The organism is Flammeovirga agarivorans (genome assembly GCF_012641475.1).
Taxonomy (GTDB): Bacteria; Bacteroidota; Bacteroidia; order Cytophagales; family Flammeovirgaceae; genus Flammeovirga; species Flammeovirga agarivorans.
Map to the genome: position 1 here is coordinate 923,367 of NZ_JABAIL010000003.1, position 19,138 is coordinate 942,504.

Here is a 19,138-nt window from a genome sequence, read left to right on the forward strand (position 1 = left end):
GAGAGCCTTATTACTTAGTTGATTATAATGTCTTTGTATCTATTTTTAATATCTACGTATTCTTTTCTTTGTTGAATATATTCTTCTGCTGATCTTGGTCTTGGATTCCAATTTGGGTCTGGAATCTCAGGATAGATCTCCGATGCATAGTCTTTTCCTTCATAAAAGTAGTCATCAAAAGTACAGCCTTCCATTTCAGAAAAGGGAGCTAAGAAAATATATCCGTCAAAGAAATCTTGCAATTTAAAGGAATCATGACAACTGCTATAAAAACTATGATCACTGAACTCTCCAACGGTTCCCGTAAGATCAAAGCCTACTGGTTTATAATTATTTTGCTTCATTAAAGCTTCAATTTTTCCATCGGCTGGAGATATTAATTTATAATCACTTGCTTCAGTTCCATAAAACCCTTGGTGTAGTAAGATAGTACAAATATCATCTTCTAAAAGATCATATAATCGATTCCCGAGGAATACACTTTGGCAGGGACAATCTTTCTTTAAGGTAACAGGCAACTTCTTATTGAGAAACTTGGTAAAAGCATGTGGTGTTCCCACTAATAATAATGCTTTTTCTTTAGGCTCCACAATTTCTCTTTTTACTAACTCATATCGGAAAGAATCAATTTCTCCTCTATAGAAAACATCTCCCATACATTCTTTGTCATCCATATTGAACTTAGTCCAATCGAAATGGTAACTTAAATTGACAATCCGAAATTTTCTCTGATCAGGCTGTAAGGTTTGATTGAATTCCCAAGCACTTTTATAAATATCTCTATAATCTTTATACGCCCAACCCACATTGTAGAAATACATCATTTCCTTAGCTAGTGCATCATGATATTCTGGAGCAGCAAGTAAAGAGTCCAATAGATCTTGAACTTCAAAAGCGCCAAACTCCATCCCTATCTGATAAATACCATTTTCATATAAGGTGGGAATCATATTTCTTACAAAATCAAGATTTTGTTTTATTCCATGATCTTCTCCTAATAAAACTATAGAATGGTCTTCAAATTTATCAATAACATAATCCTCTGGTGATGGGCTACTTTTAATCTCTTCTATAGGTTTATTTTTTATTGAGCAAGAAACGTTGATAATTAATGTTAGTAGTAGAATAGAACATCGTTTTAACATATCATTTTTAATTTAATTCCATATCAATATACAAATCCTATCTCTTTTAATACCAACTTTTTTGTTACTTATTGCCTTAACAAAATAAACTCTTAATAGTATTATAAATTATTAATAATTAGTACTATAATTTAAGATTTCCCAACTATAATTCTATTGAAAAGTATAGGATGATAAATATGATTTTACCAATATAATAATTGGGGTTTTTACTGAGTATTAAATGTTATATGACGTGATTTAAAATTAGGTGTATTAATAAAATTAAAATGTATTTACTTCTATTGTTACATTTGTGATAGATAAATTAAACACAATGAAGAATTCAAAAGAAGTAGAAAATACGTTTGGGCATCGCTTAAGAGTAAGAGTTTGCGGTATACTTATAGAGAACAATAAAATTCTCATGGCAGTTCACAAAGGGATTGGTCCTAGAGGAATTTTTTGGGCTCCTCCAGGTGGTGGACTAGAATATGGTGAAACAGTTCAGGATGCTCTGAAGCGAGAATTTTTAGAGGAAACTGGATTAGACATTACCATTAAAAAACATCTTTTTACTCATGAGTTCTTTGATTTGCCCTTACATGGTATAGAATTATTTTTTCTCGTTGAAAAAACGGGAGGTACTTTAAAATTGGGTTATGACCCTGAAATGGAGCAACAAGTACTTGAAAATATGGTTTTTATTGATTTTGATGAGCTCCAAGAAAAGCACCAAGATGAAAAGCATCATTTATTCCGTCATTGTAATTCGTTAAAAGACCTTATCAAAATGGAAGGATTTTACAGCAATTTGACAGAAAATTTGTAAACTTGTAAGTTAGAATCAAACAGGTATTAAGAACCTGTATAACTTCTAAAACAATAATGGCGAAAGTTAGCATTTTACAAAGTCAATTACTTGACATCACAATTAGTAGATTAAGTCAGCAACTTATTGAGAATCATGGAGATTTCTCAAATACAGTGATCATTGGACTTCAACAAGGCGGAATTATTCTTTCTGAGCGTATCAAAAAACGTATCATGGAGTTAGAGAATATTGAGGTGCCTTGTGGTCAGTTGGATATTACTTTCCATAGAGATGATTACCGTAGAAGAGAAAATATTCTTACACCTAGTAAGACGGAGATTCCTTTCTTAATTGAAAATATGAATGTAATCTTAATTGATGATGTGATTTTCACAGGACGTTCTATCCGATCAGCATTAGATGCAATGATGGCATTTGGTCGTCCTAAGAAAGTTGAGTTATTGTGTTTGATTGACCGTAAATACAGCAGAGATTTACCTATCGAACCTACTTACGTGGGTAAGGTAGTTAACTCAATTCAATCTCAATATATCACAGCAGAATGGAAAGAGGAAGGCCATGCGGAGGATACGCTTTGGCTTATTAATCAATAAATTATTTAACGGCTTTCGTTTTGATCGCCGTTTTTTTATGAGAAAAAATACTGATAGAATTTAAGATATAATGTTAAGTACGAAACACCTTCTCGGAATCAAAGACCTGACCAAAGAAGATTTGGAACTAATTTTTCAAACTGCTGATCAATTTAAAGAAGTAATCAACAGACCTATTAAGAAAGTTCCTTCGTTGAGAGATATTACTATTGCGAATATCTTTTTTGAAAACTCAACACGTACAAAATTATCATTTGAACTGGCTGAAAAGCGTTTATCTGCCGATGTTATCAATTTCTCATCGAGTGGAAGTTCAGTAAAAAAGGGTGAAACACTTCTAGATACTGTCAATAATATCCTATCAATGAAAGTGGATATTATAGTGATGCGTCACTCTAGCCCTGGTGCCCCTCACTTCTTATCTAAGCATATTGATGCCACAATCCTTAATGCAGGTGATGGTACTCATGAGCATCCTACTCAGGCTATTCTTGATACTTATTCAATTCGAGAAAGACTAGGAACAGTAGAAGGCAAAAAAGTGGTTATCGTTGGTGATATTCTACATTCTAGAGTGGCTTTATCTAATATCTTCGCTCTGCAAAAATTAGGTGCTGAAGTAATGGTCTGTGGACCTCATACTCTTATTCCTAAATATATTGACCAACTTGGAGTAAGAGTAGAACATGACCTAAGAAAAGCATTAGAATGGTGCGACGTTGCCAATATGCTGAGAATTCAGATGGAACGTCAATTGGTGAAAAACTTCCCTTCTATCCGCGAGTATTCGCAACACTTTGGTCTAAATAAAGAATTGTTGGATTCTCTAGACAAAGAAATCGTAGTAATGCATCCGGGTCCAATCAATAGAGGTGTAGAAATCACTTCAGATGTTGCTGATTGTGAAAACGCGATTATACTTGATCAAGTTGAAAATGGAGTAGCAACAAGAATGGCTGCACTATATCTATTAGCTGGAAAAAAATAGTAGCTAATAAAAAAATAATCTTAAGCGTAATCTAATTGAATTAGGTTACGCTTTTTTATTTCTTCAAAAAACATCACTTTAATTCTTAGATATTCATCAATTACAGAATTTATTTCTACTTTTACGCTTACTAAACAATTCTTCATTAGTGCGATTATAAAATTAACATTGCTATTACCTCTCATCTCTTCATGAGAAACTGAAAGATTACAATGTTTACCCGAACCAAAAATTACAAAATTGATTATCATGTCTAATAGTACTAAAACCGTTATTACCTGCGGTCTATTAACGGACGATGAACATTTTAGGTGTCAAATTGAGCAACTTTTTAATGAAACTGATATTCTTTCGCTTTTGGAAGTACATCAGTCACCATTAGAAGCAGATATGTCTAAAACAATTAAGACATTAGATGTATTATTTATTGATGTAGACCTCCCCTATATCTCTGGTTTTGATTGGTTTGAAAGCCTTCGAACAGAACAGTTATGCGTTTTCATTTCGGATGATGCAAGTCATGCTGTCAAAGCATTTGATTATAACTCTATCGATTTTTTTCTGAAACCTCTCACCATGAAAAAATTCTATAAGAGTGTTTTAAAAATTAGGGAACGATACAGAGCGACTTATTTTTCAAAATCACAAAGAAAGCAACGTACTTCTTTATTTATTCGAAGTGATAACCGTATCTATAAGATCAACTATGATGATATTCTATATATAGAATCCCAAAACAACTATATACAGATTGTGACACAAGACAATAAATATTCTACGTTGATGAAATTGAAAGATGTTCAGCAAGTTTTGCCAAAATCTGATTTCATCAAAATTCAGAAGTCTTTTATCATAAATATGAATTATGTTACTGCAATAGAAGGTAATTCTGTGATTATCAATAATGTACTTATCAACATTAGTAGATCATTAAAAAAAGATGTTATTGATTCTTTTACGCAGGGCCATTTAATGTAAATCGGTAACTATTGAAACTTTGAAAAACAGATTATTGCGCATTTCACCATCATGTAGATGCATCTCACCAAAATTAATTCAATAAAAAAGAGTGTTCAAAGATATTTGAGTCATCGAAAGCAAAGTATTACTCAAATTAAAATGTCAATATTATGAACACGCTATCAAGATTTATTATCGTATCTATTTTCTCTTTATTTGCTGTATCATGTGCATCCGAAGGCAATATCATTCCAGAATTAAATCCTGCAAACAATGCAAGCGATGCACCTGCTGCTTTGTTAGATGTGGAAGCTTTTTTACAAATCAATATGCAACCGGTTGAAGGTGGCTGTGAAGAGCCATTGTCGGTCAATCTTTTAAACTCAAACGGTTTAGATTTTATGACAACTGTAAGTCCAATTGATGGTGTTTATCACTTGTCTTACGATGAAGAATTATCGTATGGTCCTTACTCTGTAAAATTCTATCACCCTCAAACAGGGGAAGTAGTAGGTTCTACATCATTTTATATCACTAGTGAAGACCTTGACCAAGAGAATTATATTAAAGATTTCACTTATGACGCTTGCCCCCAATAGGCAGGAATAAGGAATGAAATTTGTATTCAAAAGAAAGAAGATTTAAACACATGAACTTATCACGCACCTACTTCATATCTATTCTCGGATATTTCATGGCCTTCTTTCTTTTGTATATTTTCGAAGACTATTTTTCTCTTCAATTTCAATGGTTAGGCCTAAAGCATTTTGTATTACTTGATTTTGCGTCTGCTTTGTTAAAGTGTGGACTCACAATCCTTGGTATGAAACTGTGCTTCTATTTTATTGAAATAAAGAAAATTACTTTAGGAATCGTCTCTATTCTCCTCTGCTTTATCATTATACTCTATCTCAATACGGAGCTTATGTGGTTCTTTAAATGGAACTATTATATTTCTTCCAATTTTAGATCAACGATCTCAGTAGAAGACTTTTCCGAAGTGTTTTTCCCTTTTGGTATTGGAGCAGGTATAGAAATAGTATTCGAGTATTTAAAACAACTAAAGATTAGGCAGGCCCTAATCCTTGAAAAGACAAAAGCTGAACTAAATTTCTTGAAAGGACAACTAAGCCCCCATTTTTTATTTAATACTATAAATACTATTTTTTGGTTGATTGTAAAAGATCCAAAAAATGCTCAGGATTTATTGCTAACATTAAGTGATATGTTAAGATATCAGCTCTATGAATGTGAACAGGACTTTGTTCCATTAAAGAAGGAAGTTGATTATCTTAATCATTTAATAAAGATTCAAAATTTCAGAAAGAGAGAAAATGTTAAGGTAGATGTTATCATCAATTTTGAAAACGATAACTATCAAATTCCACCTCTCTTATTTCTGCCTCTCGTTGAAAATGCTTTGAAATATGTTTCTCAAAGGGAAGATGAAGAGAATTTTATTTATGTCAATTTGCAACAAAATGGAAATTCTTGTGTCTTTAAAATAAGAAACTCCACAGATGATAGTGTAATACAGCTATCTGATGACAAAAAATATAGCGGAATTGGTCTCTCTAATATTAAAAAGCGTCTGAACTTATTGTACGGAGACAATTTTGAATTCTCTACTTATCAACTCAACAATATCTATCATGCCAGTGTCAAAATCTAACTTAAAATGCTTAATCATTGATGATGAAGAACTAGCTCGAGAAGGTCTAGCAAGTTATGTCGAACAAGTTCCTTTTTTAGATTTAAAAGGGACCGTGAGTTCAGCTATGAAAGCACAAGAAATCATTGATGAACAACAGATAGATTTATGTTTCTGTGATATTAACATGCCCTACTTATCGGGTATTGATTGGGTAAAGTCTTTGAATAACCCTCCAATGGTAGTATTTACTACAGCATATTCTGAATATGCAATTCAAAGCTATGAGGTAAATACTTTAGATTATTTACTTAAGCCCATATCGTTTGATCGATTCTACAAAAGTTGTATTAAAGCAAGAGACTCATTTTCCGCAAATGAAAAAGAGGATCATTTTCTTTTTATCAAAGTAGAACAACAAATCAAGAAAATTTGGTGTAAAGAGATTCAATATATAGAGTCCAAAAACAACTATATCAATATTGTCACTTCTGATAGTGAACACCTCACTCATCTTACTTTAAAAGAGATCCAAGATAAATTGCCTTCTACCTTTATAAAGGTTCAGAAATCGTTTATTGTAAATATGGATGCAGTAGAAGCCATTGAAGGAAATTGTGTTATTGTAAAAAATCAAATGATAAGTATGAGTCGTTCTCAGAAACAGGAAATTACTGATCAACTAACACAAGGGAATTTAATTATTAAAGGATTGAAGTAATGAGGTATTTCCTTTTTTCCATAGTGTCTCTTTTTCTTTTTTCATGTAACTATGGGAATGAAGAAACAATGTCTAATCGAGGCGGAGAAATTTTAGGGTATGAATTAAAAGATGATTCAGTCTATTTTATCCTAAAAGAATCTGAGATCATGAACTTTATTGATCTTAAAAATACCGATTTCTTTGAGACAGCTCATGCTCCAAACTTTCATGAAGACTCGTCTTATTTCCATAAGGCAAAGGATATCAAAATAAAGAAAGTAAATGTATTAGGTGCTTTCAATGATTATTCTTTAACAGATGAACTAATATTTAATGGAGATTATTGGGTTATTCCTAAAGCTAAAAACCATATTCAACCTGTAGGTGGAGACTTTTTATTTATTATCAATGAAAGGTATGCAGTCACTCTTCCTTTTTTCTTTGGTAAAAATATTCATACACCTAGATTTACAAACCCTCATAACTGGGATTTTTCCTTGTTGAGAATGTACCTTGTTTGGCAACTATATATTCTAGATTCAGAATATGAAATGGCATATCAACTTAAAGATGATTCAATTCAGTTTATTTTTGATCCAAATATCTATGCTTTAGTCAATGACGGTTATGGTATACAAGAAAATTACCATCCAGATATGATTGATTATGTAGAAGTTGCAGGGAGCTTTAATGCTTGGTCTCAATATTTTAAAATGAATAAAGTCGGAGATAAATACTATAAGTCTTTGGCTTTGAAAGATGTAAATACTTGGGGAGAATTTAAGTTTATTATAAATGGTAGAGTTTGGGTAAACCCTCCTTTCTATGCAAGTAATAAATTAGGACATTTTACGGGTACAAGAGAATATAATTTCACTTATAAAATCCCTAACATTGATAATATTCAAGGGTATACAATTCAAGGTAATGAAATTGTATTTTCTTGGCATTTAAACGATTCTGACCTACTGACTTTTTGGGAGCGAACTTATTCCAATCGATTTGAAATTAAGAATATGTACTTGTATGCTTCTTTTTTAGAAACGCCTGGTCAAAAAGTATTGATGGAAGATTTGGGAGATCGCCATTATGAAATCCGTTTTCCGCTTTCAGAAATACCTAAGAATAAGCAAATTCAATTTAATTATCATGCAAACGGGATGTTATTGCTTACTCCTCCCTATTATGCTTCTAATGTTGTACAAACGGATATATGGGATGATAATCAATGGGTGAACTTCGAATTTAGTTTATAAAAAATATGCAGTAAGCAAGCGCCTACTGCATATCTAGCATTGAATCTACATTTTAGAATATTTAATTATTTGTATCACAACTGTCCGTTATTTCAGGAGAACTTTTGAACTCTTGTTCCATCCTTCCCCAATTATTTTGATGATATAAAGCCCTTTTGATAAAGACTGAATATTCACCTCAGTATTATTTATCGAAGCATTGCCTAAATTGACTTCTTGGATCAATTTACCTTGGGCATCTAAAATATTTATACCTAATACATTTTGCTCCGAAGCAATATGAATTCGTTCTGTTGCCGGATTCGGGTAAACCTTTATCGCAGCCTCCAATTCACTCTCTAATGAGTTAATGGTATATCCTGAGATATTAATTTCTTTTGTTCCTTTCACTGTCGAGCCATCTTCAGTTGAAGTCGCAGTAACAATCACTTGACCATCGGTAATTGCAGTTACCAAGCCATTAGCATCAATAGTAGCTATATCTGTATTATCTACTGACCAAGTCACCGTTTGAACATCAGCGTTAATAGGGAATATTGAAGCTATCATTTGAGAAGTACCTCCTTTTTCAGTAATGTCATCTCCGCTTACCGTAATACTTACTACTGGAAAATAACATTCACTACAAGCATTAAAACATACGGTTGGTAATACGATGTCTGATGTTTCTACGGTAATACTTCTATTTTTTGTGTCCTCAACTTCACAGCCCGTATCTGTCATATCCTCAGTGTTCTCCCAATTTTGCCCTATAGTAAATTGGTATTCATAAGTCATACCTTGAAGTAGCTCTAACGTCACTTCCCAGATTCCATCACCATCTTCATCACTCATAGCATCAAAAGAATTTGGATCCCAATCATTGCTAGGCCAAGACCCTGCAATAAATACACCTTCGTCTGAAGGTTTTTCTTTTGAAAGGTTGACACTAAAAGTAACTTGAACCGTATTCACTGATGGTTCATTCTCACTTTCATCACAAGAGTTAAAAATTACTGTTGTTAAAGTAAGTTCTTCTTCCATTACAGCCACTGTCCTCTTTTTTGATTCACTCAAACATTCACCTTCAAAATCCTCTCCTTCTTCATTTGCCATAAAAGAATATTCATAGATAGCGTTTGCTCTAAGGTATACCGCTTTTGAAAAAATATTATTGCCAAGATCATTCATAATAATTGCATCATTAGACCATTCACCTTGAAGAGAAACTGCCTCTTTTGCTTCTAGATCGCTAACATCTACCATAAAAGAAACCTTTATCCATTCGGGTACTTCTGAAGTACATGAATTATACCTGACAGCGTCTAAAATAACGGCATCTTCTGTCTCATCTAAAGTGATATACCTATTATTGGTTCCTTCTTTTTCACAACCTGATTTCAGCATATCCTCAATATCTGACCAATCATCACCTAAAGTGAACTTATACTCATGGGTAGTATTTCCTTCTAAAGTGACAGTGACTTCCCAGATTCCATCCTCATCTTCGTCACTCATCATGGTGAAATTTTCAGGTTCCCATGAGTTCCAACTAGCAGCGATGTACATCCCTTTGGAAAGGTCTTCAAATTCTGATGCATCTACCTTGAATGTCACCTCTTTTTGCACTTTTTCCTTAGGTGTCGATGTACAAGAGTTAAAAGCTACAATTGGAATTGTCATCGTTGGTGTTTCTGAACCATCATTTACAATTTCAACATATCTATTTTTTACACCTTCACCTGCACATTCTTCACCTGAAAGGTCTTCGTCATTCCAATTACTTCCATTATTAAATCTATAGAATTGATCACCCGGAAGTAAATTTACGGTTGCCGTATAGATGCCATCTTCATTCTCATCAGACATTTCTATCCAATCTTTAGGTTCCCATTTTCCATTTAATTCAACAATAAAAACTTTTTCATCTACAAGTTCTTCGGAAGACATATCAACTTGGAAAGTAGTGCTTATATATACCAACTCTTCATTACATTTTCCAAATGCCACAGTAGGTACTACTAAATGATCTTCTAAAACCTCTACCGTTCTGTTTTTTCCTTCTGGGCAAATATCTCTAGCATCTTCCCAATTGCCATTGATAAAATTGTAACTGTGGGTAGAGTTTTTATCCAAGGCAACTTGAGTCTCCCAGACATTGTCCTCATCTAAGTCATAAAGTTTTATTTCATTGTGATTCCATGAGTTGTTCAACCCAGTCATGTAAACACCATCATCTCCTACTTCTTCTTCAGACATATCGACAGAAAAAGTAACCATTACTTGATCATCACATGCGCCAAATGTGGCAGTAGGTACTGAAATATCATCATTATAAATCTTGAGCTTTCTATTTTTTCCTTCTGAACAGTTTTCTCTAGCATCTTCCCAATTGCCATTGATAAAATTATAACTATGTTCAGAACCAATTTCTAAATATTGCTCTCTAGTATATATTTGGTCATTATCATCATCTACTAATTCTAGGTCATTATGATTCCATGATCCATATAAACCTGTCATAAAAACACCATCATCCCCAACAGTCTCATTGCTCATGTCCACACTAAACGTTACTTTAACGTATTTCGGTGTTGAACAAATATTGAATGTTTCTGTTGGTAAAATGACGGCATCAGTTGAATTAATAGATAGTTTTCGATTGTTGTTATCAGAGCAGCCGTTCCCTGTCATATCCTCTTCTAATTCCCAGTTTCCGATCACAAATTTATAATCGTGATTTCCTTCGGCTACATCTATTGTAATTTCATAAATATTAGTATTGCTTTCATTAGCTGTCATCTGTTGAAGTCCCCATCCTGAGAAGCCTCCTGCGATATAGACGTCTTTACCGTCCAAGCTTTCATTAGATACATCTACACTAAAAGTCACATCTGTAGAGAAAGCAGTAAAATTGATACATAATAAAAAAAGTAATAATTGATATTTCATTCCTTTAGTATTAAGAGTTAAAACAAGAGAAGTTAGAGGGAAGGTATTGGTTTCGAGTAGTTAGAGATATCCAATACCCTCCTTTTTTATTTTAGCAATAGTTTTATAAATTTTTCATTTTAGTCTGTGGACAAAAAGTTGTCGATCTTCTTTGCCTCTAAATGGTGTCCATCAGTCTAAGAGAAAATGATTTTATGCCTTTTTATTTCCATCATATACCATCGTACCAACACTTTGTGCAGGGATAGAAATAATATATGTTTCTTCAGAACCAGTAATTCTTAAATTGAATTTTTTCTGTGCATCAGAATTATTCATTAGTAAGACTACATATTTATTGTTCGGAGTAACAAAGGCAACATTCGGAAGATCTCCCATGTTATTCGATTTTATTCTAAAAGAACCTGACGGAATAAATTTTGAAGCATGACCAACAGTGTAATAAGCGACGTTTCTATCCACAGTATTACCATCAATTGTTAAAGCACCAAGGCACTCTGTACAACCTCCATCTGTATGCGGTTCTAAACTTGAGTTGGCTGCTAGGTTCCATTCCAATACCGTTTTACTCCAGTTTCTTGGAGCACCAATAAACATGTTTTCAAAATGCCACATTAAAGCACCTCCGAAGTCTTCATTTCCTCCAACCCATTGTTCTGTAAAGTAAATTCCTTTAGAAGGGTCCGCTGTCTTCACTGATGAAAGTGCTGAGATATCACCTCCATATAAATGGAAAGCGGAACCACTGATATATTGATTTGCTTCTGAGTTGATGATATTGATTGGGTAATCAGGTCTGTCTGCATTATGATCATATGTTATGATTTTAGTTTCTAAACCTGCTTCTTGGAATTTTGGTCCTAAATGACTTGCAATAAAATTGGCCATTTCATCTGATTCCATAAGTAAACTTGGAACATTACCCGGATGTAATGGTTCGTTTTGGATTGTAATAGCATCAATTGTAATACCTTCATTCTTATATGCCTCTAGGTATTTTACAAAATAGTCAGCATATACAGCATAATGTGATGCTAATAGTGACCCTCCTTTATATTCATTATTAGATTTCATCCATGTCGGAGGTGACCAAGGTGTCGCTAGAATCTTAATTGAAGGATTGATTGCTACAATTTCTTTAAGTACTGGAATAAGGTTTTCTTGATCTTTAGCTATAGTGAAATTGGATAGAGTTTCATCTTCCACTTCAGAGTAAGAAAAAGGAGCAACATCTAAATCAGATGCTCCAATACTTACTCTTAGATAATTCACACCAATTTGCCCATCTTCTCTTCCGAATAATTCCTCAAGTAAAGCCGATTTATTGGCTGCAGACATATTGTTGATATGTAAGGCACTTCCTCCTGTTAAGGTATACCCAAAACCATCCATTTCTTGGTAAACTTGATTCTGATCGATTCTTAATGTTTGAAACGAATCATCATACCCAGAAGCAACCATATCCTCTTGTAGACGGAGACCTTGATTTTTTTGACCTCTGACGTCTTCAGTAGAAGTAACATAAAGTTCGATATGATCTACTTCTACTACCGGAGGTGGAGGGACAGGTGTACCATTATTCTTTTCATCAGTACACCCATTATTCATCCAAGATGAACACAGCAAAAACACAACACCAAATAATGTATTCATTTTATTTTCTTTCATAATATCTTTGTTAAGGAGGGAAATGCTCCCCTCCAATAATTTTTTTATTGCGTTACAGAATAATTAGCTGTTCGATAATCATTTGAAATCTCGAGACTAATATTGTAAGTACCGTCAGTTGATATAAACTTGAAGTTGTTGATGTTTACAGACTCGTCCGCAAAAGCTTTGTTCGTGGCCGTACCTGTTGTAGCCGTTGCATCATCGGTAGATCCGGCAGCATCAGAAGCTCCAAATTCAACATCCCAAGGAGAATTAAATTTCGAATCGTTTCCTCCAGTTAATTCTACATTACTTAAGGTAAAAGTATACGGATGCTCATAGGTCATTTGTACCTCAATTCGATCATCCCATTCTAACCAGTGGAATAACTTAATATTATAGTATTGCCATGATAGAGATGGAGTACCAAAATCTAGTGTTAACTGATAAGCTTGGTCTCTTGCTACAGTAATTTCTCCTTCCCCTTCTTTTAATGAAGAACTATCGAATACATTATCTCCTGTAGGATCTTCGGTCGCACCAATTTCTCCTTGTAAAATATAGGATGTCCCAGACCCATCAGATGATGAATTTAAAGTATAAGTAAGTTCAGCCTGTAGAGCTAAATAAGATGGTGAAGTAAATGTGTTGCCATCTTTGTTGAATTCGATTGCTTCAGATCCATCTGAAGGCAATAAGAACAATGTTTCTGGTGCTACAAGTGGAGGTAATTCAGACTCTACTTTTTCAAATGAATAAGTATATGCTGTTCCTAAGAAATCTACAGAAACTATATAATCACCTACATTAGGGTTTTGTAAATCTTCTTTATCAAGTCCTTCATTATCAGCAAATGCCTCATAAATTAGATTTGTGGTTCCAGGTCTCTGTTTATACACTCTACCCCAATCTCCATCAATTCTCATAATAAAACTTCCTGATGCTTTTAAGTTTACAGTATCCTGAAATAATCCATTCCCCTGATACGTTAGCGGAACATCTCCACCCCATTCACCTTCAATAGGAGTTCCTACAATACTGAAGAAATTGATTTTTTCAGTGGCTACTGTATTTGTTTTAAAATCAGCTTTAATTATAAATACACCACTTTCTGTAGCAGTGATTTGTGAACCACATAATTTTAATTCCCCATTTTCCGTTCCGTAACGCAATGCTGGATCCTCAATACCACTCACAAATTGATATGTTTCATCTTTGATTAATGAAGTCACAGTTTCAAAATGTGTCATCTCTCCATTTCCATCCACAAATCCTTTCATTGGGATAGCATTTTCTTGATCTTCACCTACTTCAGTAGCTGTACCATATATAAATAATTGTTGTGGTAGCTCATTCTCAGAAAATCTTTTAATATTAATTTCCTGTGATGAAAAAGCGACTCTAGACAATGATGTTGCTTTCACTCCCCATTTAGTGTTTGCCATTTCATTCTTAGGGTAACAAGCCTGTGCCAATGCTAAGTCGATTTCTTTATGAGAAATACTAGCCGTTACACTTTTACCATTGTTATGTGATGCCACTTCAATTAAAGGATTATCATAAGAAGTGGCCGTATCTCTAACTAATACAACCGAATATGTAATGATATAATCCGCCGTATTTATTGAGGGTTCCCATTCAAAATCAAGGTTTTCATTAGGAAATACTTCATTCAGTTCAACAATTTCATCAGTAGAAGGAATGATGAGCTTTGGCTCGCTAAGGTCCCAATCACCTTCTGGTTGCATATTTGATTTTGTTGTACAACTTATTCCCCATAATCCAATGAGAAACAATACAATATATTTTATATTTCTTTTCATCTTTTTGGAAGTCTTGTCTCTTATAATGGATTTTGATCTAATGCAGGGTTCCTATCCAATTCTTGTTGAGGGATTGGTAATAAGATTTTAGCGTCAGTCATATCATAATTGACGGCTCTTCCTGTTCTCAAATCAATTTCAACAAGATTGTTCATAGTGGAAACAGCCTTATTCTGACGCACTAAATCATCCCAGCGGTGTCCTTCTTGGGCCAATTCCAACCTTCTCTCATTGAGAATTTTTTCTCTTAATTCCTCTTGTGATAAGCCCGAAAGGTTGGCGAGATTTACTCTTGCTCTGATTTTGTTTATCTCTACTATTGCTAAAGAAGTATTTCCTATTTCATTTAGTGCCTCTGCTTTAAGTAAAACTATATCTCCAAAGCGTAATAGATAAGGTCTATCGGTCGAAGCCCAACCCATTGCCTTTTTCCATTTGTATGAGAATGGGATGGTTGAGCCAGTAGCATTTCCCCAATATTCATCTACCCAATCAACACTTTCAAACAGTACAGAAGCTCCTTTTCTTACATTGTCACCTTCAGTGTCATAAGCGGCAATTAAGTTTTGAGATGGTGTCACAAACTTTCTCCAAGTATCTCCAGAAATTGAAGGCGGTAGTAACAATTGAGGACCAAAATTTCCTTCATCCGTACCTAAGTATTGTACTTCCAAAATGGATTCGTCATTGTTATAATGCTCTCCATCGAATAAATGATTATAATCAGACAAAAGCATGTAGCCGGCAGTAGAATTTTCTACTTTTTGAATAGCTTCTAACGCATTATCCCACTCCTTGTGTTGAGCATATACTTTTGCTAATAATGCATTGGCAGCTCCCGCTGTCGCTCTCGCTTTGTTCGTTGAGCCTCCAAGATCATTACCATTTTCATCTGTATAATAATCAGGTAATAGCGAAGCCGATAAATTTAAATCTGTAACAATCTGTGCATAAACTTCATCTACCGTATTTCTTGGTACTCTTACATCATTAGGGTCTGTAGATTTTGTAGGAGATAATATTAAAGGAACACCTCCATGCAATTTTACTAATGTGAAATAATGGTATGCTCTTAAAAATAAAGCTTCACCTTTGATTTGATCTTTTCGAACTTCCGATAATGCCGGATCTTCTATAAGTTCTATTTTTTCGATGACAGTATTTGCTTTTAAAATACCATTATAGATTTCAGACCAATTTCTAAATACTCTAGAGTTGATTGGTGTAATCGTTAACAAATCTGCTTCAAATACTTCTGGATTATCTCCTCCAGCATATGCATTATCAGATCTCACATCACTAAATACTACATGGTCCCACACATAATATTCTGATGATTGAAAAGTTTCATAAGCACCTACTAAAGCACTTTCCATCTGAGAAGCTTTACCATATGCGTTATCTGATGTCTCTTCTGAAATAGGTTGCAAGTCAAGGAATTTATCACAAGACATTGTTCCTAATGTTATAATCGCTCCCGCTATAATATTTTTATATTTCATACTTTGTAGATCAAAAAATTAGAAAGAAATGTTTGCTCCGAAAATGATACTTCTTGTTTGAGGGTAAGTACCATAATCTATTCCTAATACTGTATTTGAATTTCCGCCTTGATTTACCTCAGGATCATAGCCAGAGTAGTTGGTTAAAGTCCAAAGGTTTTCACCTGTTGCATACACTCTAAATGATCCCACTCTAATTTTTTCCAGAAGGTTTGAAGGAAGGTCATAACCGATTGTAAGTGCTTTTAGTCTTAAGTAAGAAGCATCTTCTACAAAACGGGTTGAGATTCTAGAGTTATCTGTATTACCTTGGCTTGATTTAGGAATATCAGTTACATCTCCCGGTCTTTTCCATCTTCTCAATACTGCAGTAGTTTGTGATTTAGCATCTGTCATTCCCTCAGTATCAATCCTTGTTGCATTTAGCATTTCATTCCCTTGAGACCCTTGAAAGAAGATGTTTAATGTAATTCCTTTCCAACTTAAGGTATTTGTAAAACCGTAAATAAAATCTGGGTTTGCGTTTCCTATGATTGTTCTATCATCAGGTGATGGTGAAAATGTAGACTCTCCATTACTTCCCATGTAATATGCATTACCTGTTTGTGGATCAACTCCTAAAAATTCATATCCATAAATTACCCCTAAAGATTGCCCTTCTTTAATTTGAATGGCCTCACCTCTACCAGCAATACTACCCGTATAAATTTCCTGTCCCACTAAATTCGTCACTTCATTTCGGTTAAATGAGATATTAAAGTTTGTCGACCATCTTACTTCTTTATCTACATTTATTGTATTTAAATTAAATTCGATACCCTTGTTCTCCAAGGCCCCAATGTTTTGGATAGCATTATCGTAACCTGTTGATCTTGGTAGTGGAGCATTTAATAATAAATCGCTTGTTCTTTTAATATAAGCATCTACGGTTAGCTCTATTCTATCTTGTACCAAGCCTACATCAAGACCAATATTGGTTTGTTCTGATTCTTCCCATTTCAACTTCTGGTTCTCAATTGATGCAGGGTAAGAACCTGGTTGAGTGGCACCACCAATAGGATAGTTAGCACCCGATCCAACTTTACCCATATAAGCATAAGTTCCAATATTATCGTTACCTACAATACCATACCCGGCTCTAAGTTTCAGATCTGAGATGATTTCTACACTTTCTAAAAATGCTTCTTCTGAAATTCTCCAACCAGCAGAGAACGAAGGGAATATACCCCACCTATTTTGTGGACCAAATGCACTAGACCCATCCATTCGTATATTGGCAGTTAATAGGTATTTGTTATTGAATGCATAGTTTACTCTACCAATAAAAGAGGAATTGGCTTTTTCTGCTTCTGTAGCTGTAGCTGCAGCAATCTCTGAACCTCCATTGGGTGTTGAAATTGCATCTGAAGCAAAATTTCTTCTTTCAATAGTACTGCTTTGCCAATGGTATTTTTGAACGACAGCACCTACTAATCCTTGAATTTTATGTTTACCTAATGTCTTGTCGTAGGATAATGTATTATCAAAAATATAATAAGAGTTGTTATTCTGACTTACTATCGATTGACCGTTTAATGCTCGCCCATAAGAAGTTCTATAAGGATCAAGAAAATAATCGTATTTATCTGTATTGTTATCAATACCAATATTAGTCTTGAACTTAAAATCTCTCAAAAAGCTTATTTCTGCATATAGGTTACCTAAGAAACGCTTATTATTGAATCCTCTTTGGGAACCATCGGTACTCGCAATAGGGTTTTCCCAGTCTTGAAAAGGATTCGAAGTAAATGTCCCATCATCATTGTAGATTCCAATAACCGCAGGTGTTGTAAGTGCTCCTAATAATACACCACCCTGATTTACAGCTTGATTATCCTTAACATCAACATCATTGTAATCTACATATGATAAGCGAGTTCCTAATTTTAACCAGTCATTTACTTCCTGATCGATATTCACTTTAAAGTTAGCTCTATTCATCTCAGAGCTTCTTACTGCACCTTGTGTCCCTGTAAAACCTCCCGAGATATAATAGTTTGTCTTATCAGATTTCCCTGAAATAGCCAATTGGTAATTTTGTGTATATCCTGTTTGGAATACTTCATTCTGCCAATCTGTATTATTCTGATAATTTTCCCAATCGGTATTATATCCCATCTCGGTCATTAAATCTCTGTATTGTTCGCCATTTAATACCTCTTGAGTTCTCCATACTTCATTAATACCACCATATATGTCTAATGATACTGTAGGCTTTGTTGAAGTACCTTTTTTAGTAGTAATCAATACAACACCATTCGCTCCTTGTGCTCCGTAAATAGCCGCAGCTGAGGCATCTTTTAATACCGAAATACTTTCTATATCAGAAGGACTTAATGATCTTGTATCTGCGGTTGGTACCCCATCAACAACGTACAAGGGTTCCGAACCCGCGTTGATAGAGTTCGTACCTCTAATCCGCATAGATATACCCTGAGAAGGTTTACCAGAAGAAGCCTGAACTTGTACACCGGCTACTTTACCTTGAATTAAAGATCCTACTTGAGTATTCAGTCTTGATTCTAAATCTTCACTACCTACTACACTCACTGATCCTGTAACGTCTTTCTTGTCTTGAGATCCATAACCAATCACGACTAATTCTTCTAGTTTGATCATGTCTTCTGCTAAAGAAATATCAATGGTCGATCTGGCACCAACAGTTACTTCTTCTGTCACCATACCCACATAGCTAAAAACTAAGATGTCAGAACTATTGTTAATCTCAATTTTATAATGTCCATCAAAATCCGATGTAGTACCAACAAGTGTGTTCTTTAATAAGATAGTCACTCCTGGAATCGGATCTCCAGATTGATCTGTTACAATCCCACTTATTGTTGATGTCTGTGCATATATATTTGTTGATAGAAGTAAAAGAAGGAATAGTAATGAAATACAACTCCGTTTTACAACAGAATCATAAAGAGTATTATGTCTAGTCATTATAGTACAAACTTAATGTCATATAAATAGATGCTCGAATAAAAATTGAAGGGTAATTATTTTTTCAGCTGGACCTTCAGCGAGCTAACAATACAAAGTTGGCAGTTTAAAAGTGTACTACCTACACATAGTAGTAA

At 34.2% G+C, this 19,138-nt stretch carries 14 protein-coding genes; 8 read left to right on the plus strand and 6 right to left on the minus strand.

Annotated elements, in window-relative coordinates; genetic code table 11:
* Positions 1 to 14: 14 nt before the first annotated feature.
* Complete coding sequence (locus tag HGP29_RS12440) at positions 15 to 1,145, minus strand: hypothetical protein (RefSeq protein ID WP_168882732.1); 1,131 nt, start codon at positions 1,143 to 1,145, stop codon at positions 15 to 17.
* A gap of 316 nt (positions 1,146 to 1,461) precedes the next feature.
* On the opposite strand from HGP29_RS12440, the gene HGP29_RS12445 reads away from it, so the two are divergent.
* From HGP29_RS12445 to HGP29_RS12480, 8 genes are all read left to right on the plus strand, one after another.
* On the plus strand, positions 1,462 to 1,956 hold the full coding sequence (locus tag HGP29_RS12445) for an NUDIX domain-containing protein (protein ID WP_168882733.1): 495 nt from the start codon (positions 1,462 to 1,464) through the stop codon (positions 1,954 to 1,956).
* A gap of 56 nt (positions 1,957 to 2,012) precedes the next feature.
* Entirely contained in the window at positions 2,013 to 2,552 is a 540-nt protein-coding gene (pyrR, locus tag HGP29_RS12450; RefSeq protein ID WP_168882734.1) for a bifunctional pyr operon transcriptional regulator/uracil phosphoribosyltransferase PyrR, read from the plus strand.
* A gap of 70 nt (positions 2,553 to 2,622) precedes the next feature.
* Entirely contained in the window at positions 2,623 to 3,540 is a 918-nt protein-coding gene (locus tag HGP29_RS12455; RefSeq protein WP_168882735.1) for an aspartate carbamoyltransferase catalytic subunit, read from the plus strand.
* A gap of 249 nt (positions 3,541 to 3,789) precedes the next feature.
* Positions 3,790 to 4,518: a LytR/AlgR family response regulator transcription factor gene (locus tag HGP29_RS12460; protein WP_168882736.1), complete on the plus strand. Its 729-nt coding sequence runs from the start codon at positions 3,790 to 3,792 to the stop codon at positions 4,516 to 4,518.
* A 152-nt stretch (positions 4,519 to 4,670) separates the two neighbouring features.
* Positions 4,671 to 5,099 (plus strand): hypothetical protein, encoded by a 429-nt coding sequence (locus HGP29_RS12465; RefSeq protein WP_168882737.1) that lies wholly within the window; start codon positions 4,671 to 4,673, stop codon positions 5,097 to 5,099.
* 224 nt (positions 5,100 to 5,323) lie between these two features.
* The gene (locus HGP29_RS12470) at positions 5,324 to 6,172 is read left to right on the plus strand and encodes a sensor histidine kinase (RefSeq protein WP_211093280.1); all 849 of its coding nucleotides are present in this window, start codon (positions 5,324 to 5,326) and stop codon (positions 6,170 to 6,172) included.
* Positions 6,153 to 6,872 carry a LytR/AlgR family response regulator transcription factor gene (locus HGP29_RS12475; RefSeq protein ID WP_168882739.1) on the plus strand — a complete coding sequence of 240 codons (720 nt, stop codon included), beginning with the start codon at positions 6,153 to 6,155 and terminating at the stop codon, positions 6,870 to 6,872. The genes HGP29_RS12470 and HGP29_RS12475 overlap by 20 nt, the downstream gene beginning before the upstream one ends.
* 68 nt (positions 6,873 to 6,940) lie before the next feature.
* Positions 6,941 to 8,110 (plus strand): hypothetical protein, encoded by a 1,170-nt coding sequence (locus HGP29_RS12480; protein WP_168882740.1) that lies wholly within the window; start codon positions 6,941 to 6,943, stop codon positions 8,108 to 8,110.
* A gap of 87 nt (positions 8,111 to 8,197) precedes the next feature.
* Here the strand turns inward: HGP29_RS12480 and HGP29_RS12485 are convergent, their stop codons facing one another.
* The 5 genes from HGP29_RS12485 to HGP29_RS12505 all read right to left on the minus strand — a co-directional run bounded on the left by HGP29_RS12485 (position 8,198) and on the right by HGP29_RS12505 (position 19,001).
* A complete protein-coding gene (locus HGP29_RS12485) occupies positions 8,198 to 11,041 on the minus strand; it encodes a carbohydrate-binding module family 20 domain-containing protein (RefSeq protein ID WP_168882741.1) in 2,844 nt (947 codons plus the stop codon).
* Between the two features lie 192 nt (positions 11,042 to 11,233).
* Positions 11,234 to 12,709: a glycoside hydrolase family 30 protein gene (locus tag HGP29_RS12490; protein WP_211093281.1), complete on the minus strand. Its 1,476-nt coding sequence runs from the start codon at positions 12,707 to 12,709 to the stop codon at positions 11,234 to 11,236.
* Between the two features lie 44 nt (positions 12,710 to 12,753).
* Positions 12,754 to 14,514: a hypothetical protein gene (locus tag HGP29_RS12495; protein ID WP_168882742.1), complete on the minus strand. Its 1,761-nt coding sequence runs from the start codon at positions 14,512 to 14,514 to the stop codon at positions 12,754 to 12,756.
* Positions 14,515 to 14,534: 20 nt separating this feature from the next.
* Positions 14,535 to 16,016, minus strand: coding sequence for a RagB/SusD family nutrient uptake outer membrane protein (locus HGP29_RS12500; RefSeq protein WP_168882743.1), 1,482 nt, complete (start codon positions 16,014 to 16,016; stop codon positions 14,535 to 14,537).
* Positions 16,017 to 16,034: 18 nt separating this feature from the next.
* Positions 16,035 to 19,001, minus strand: coding sequence for a SusC/RagA family TonB-linked outer membrane protein (locus HGP29_RS12505; RefSeq protein WP_168882744.1), 2,967 nt, complete (start codon positions 18,999 to 19,001; stop codon positions 16,035 to 16,037).
* Positions 19,002 to 19,138 lie beyond the last annotated feature (137 nt).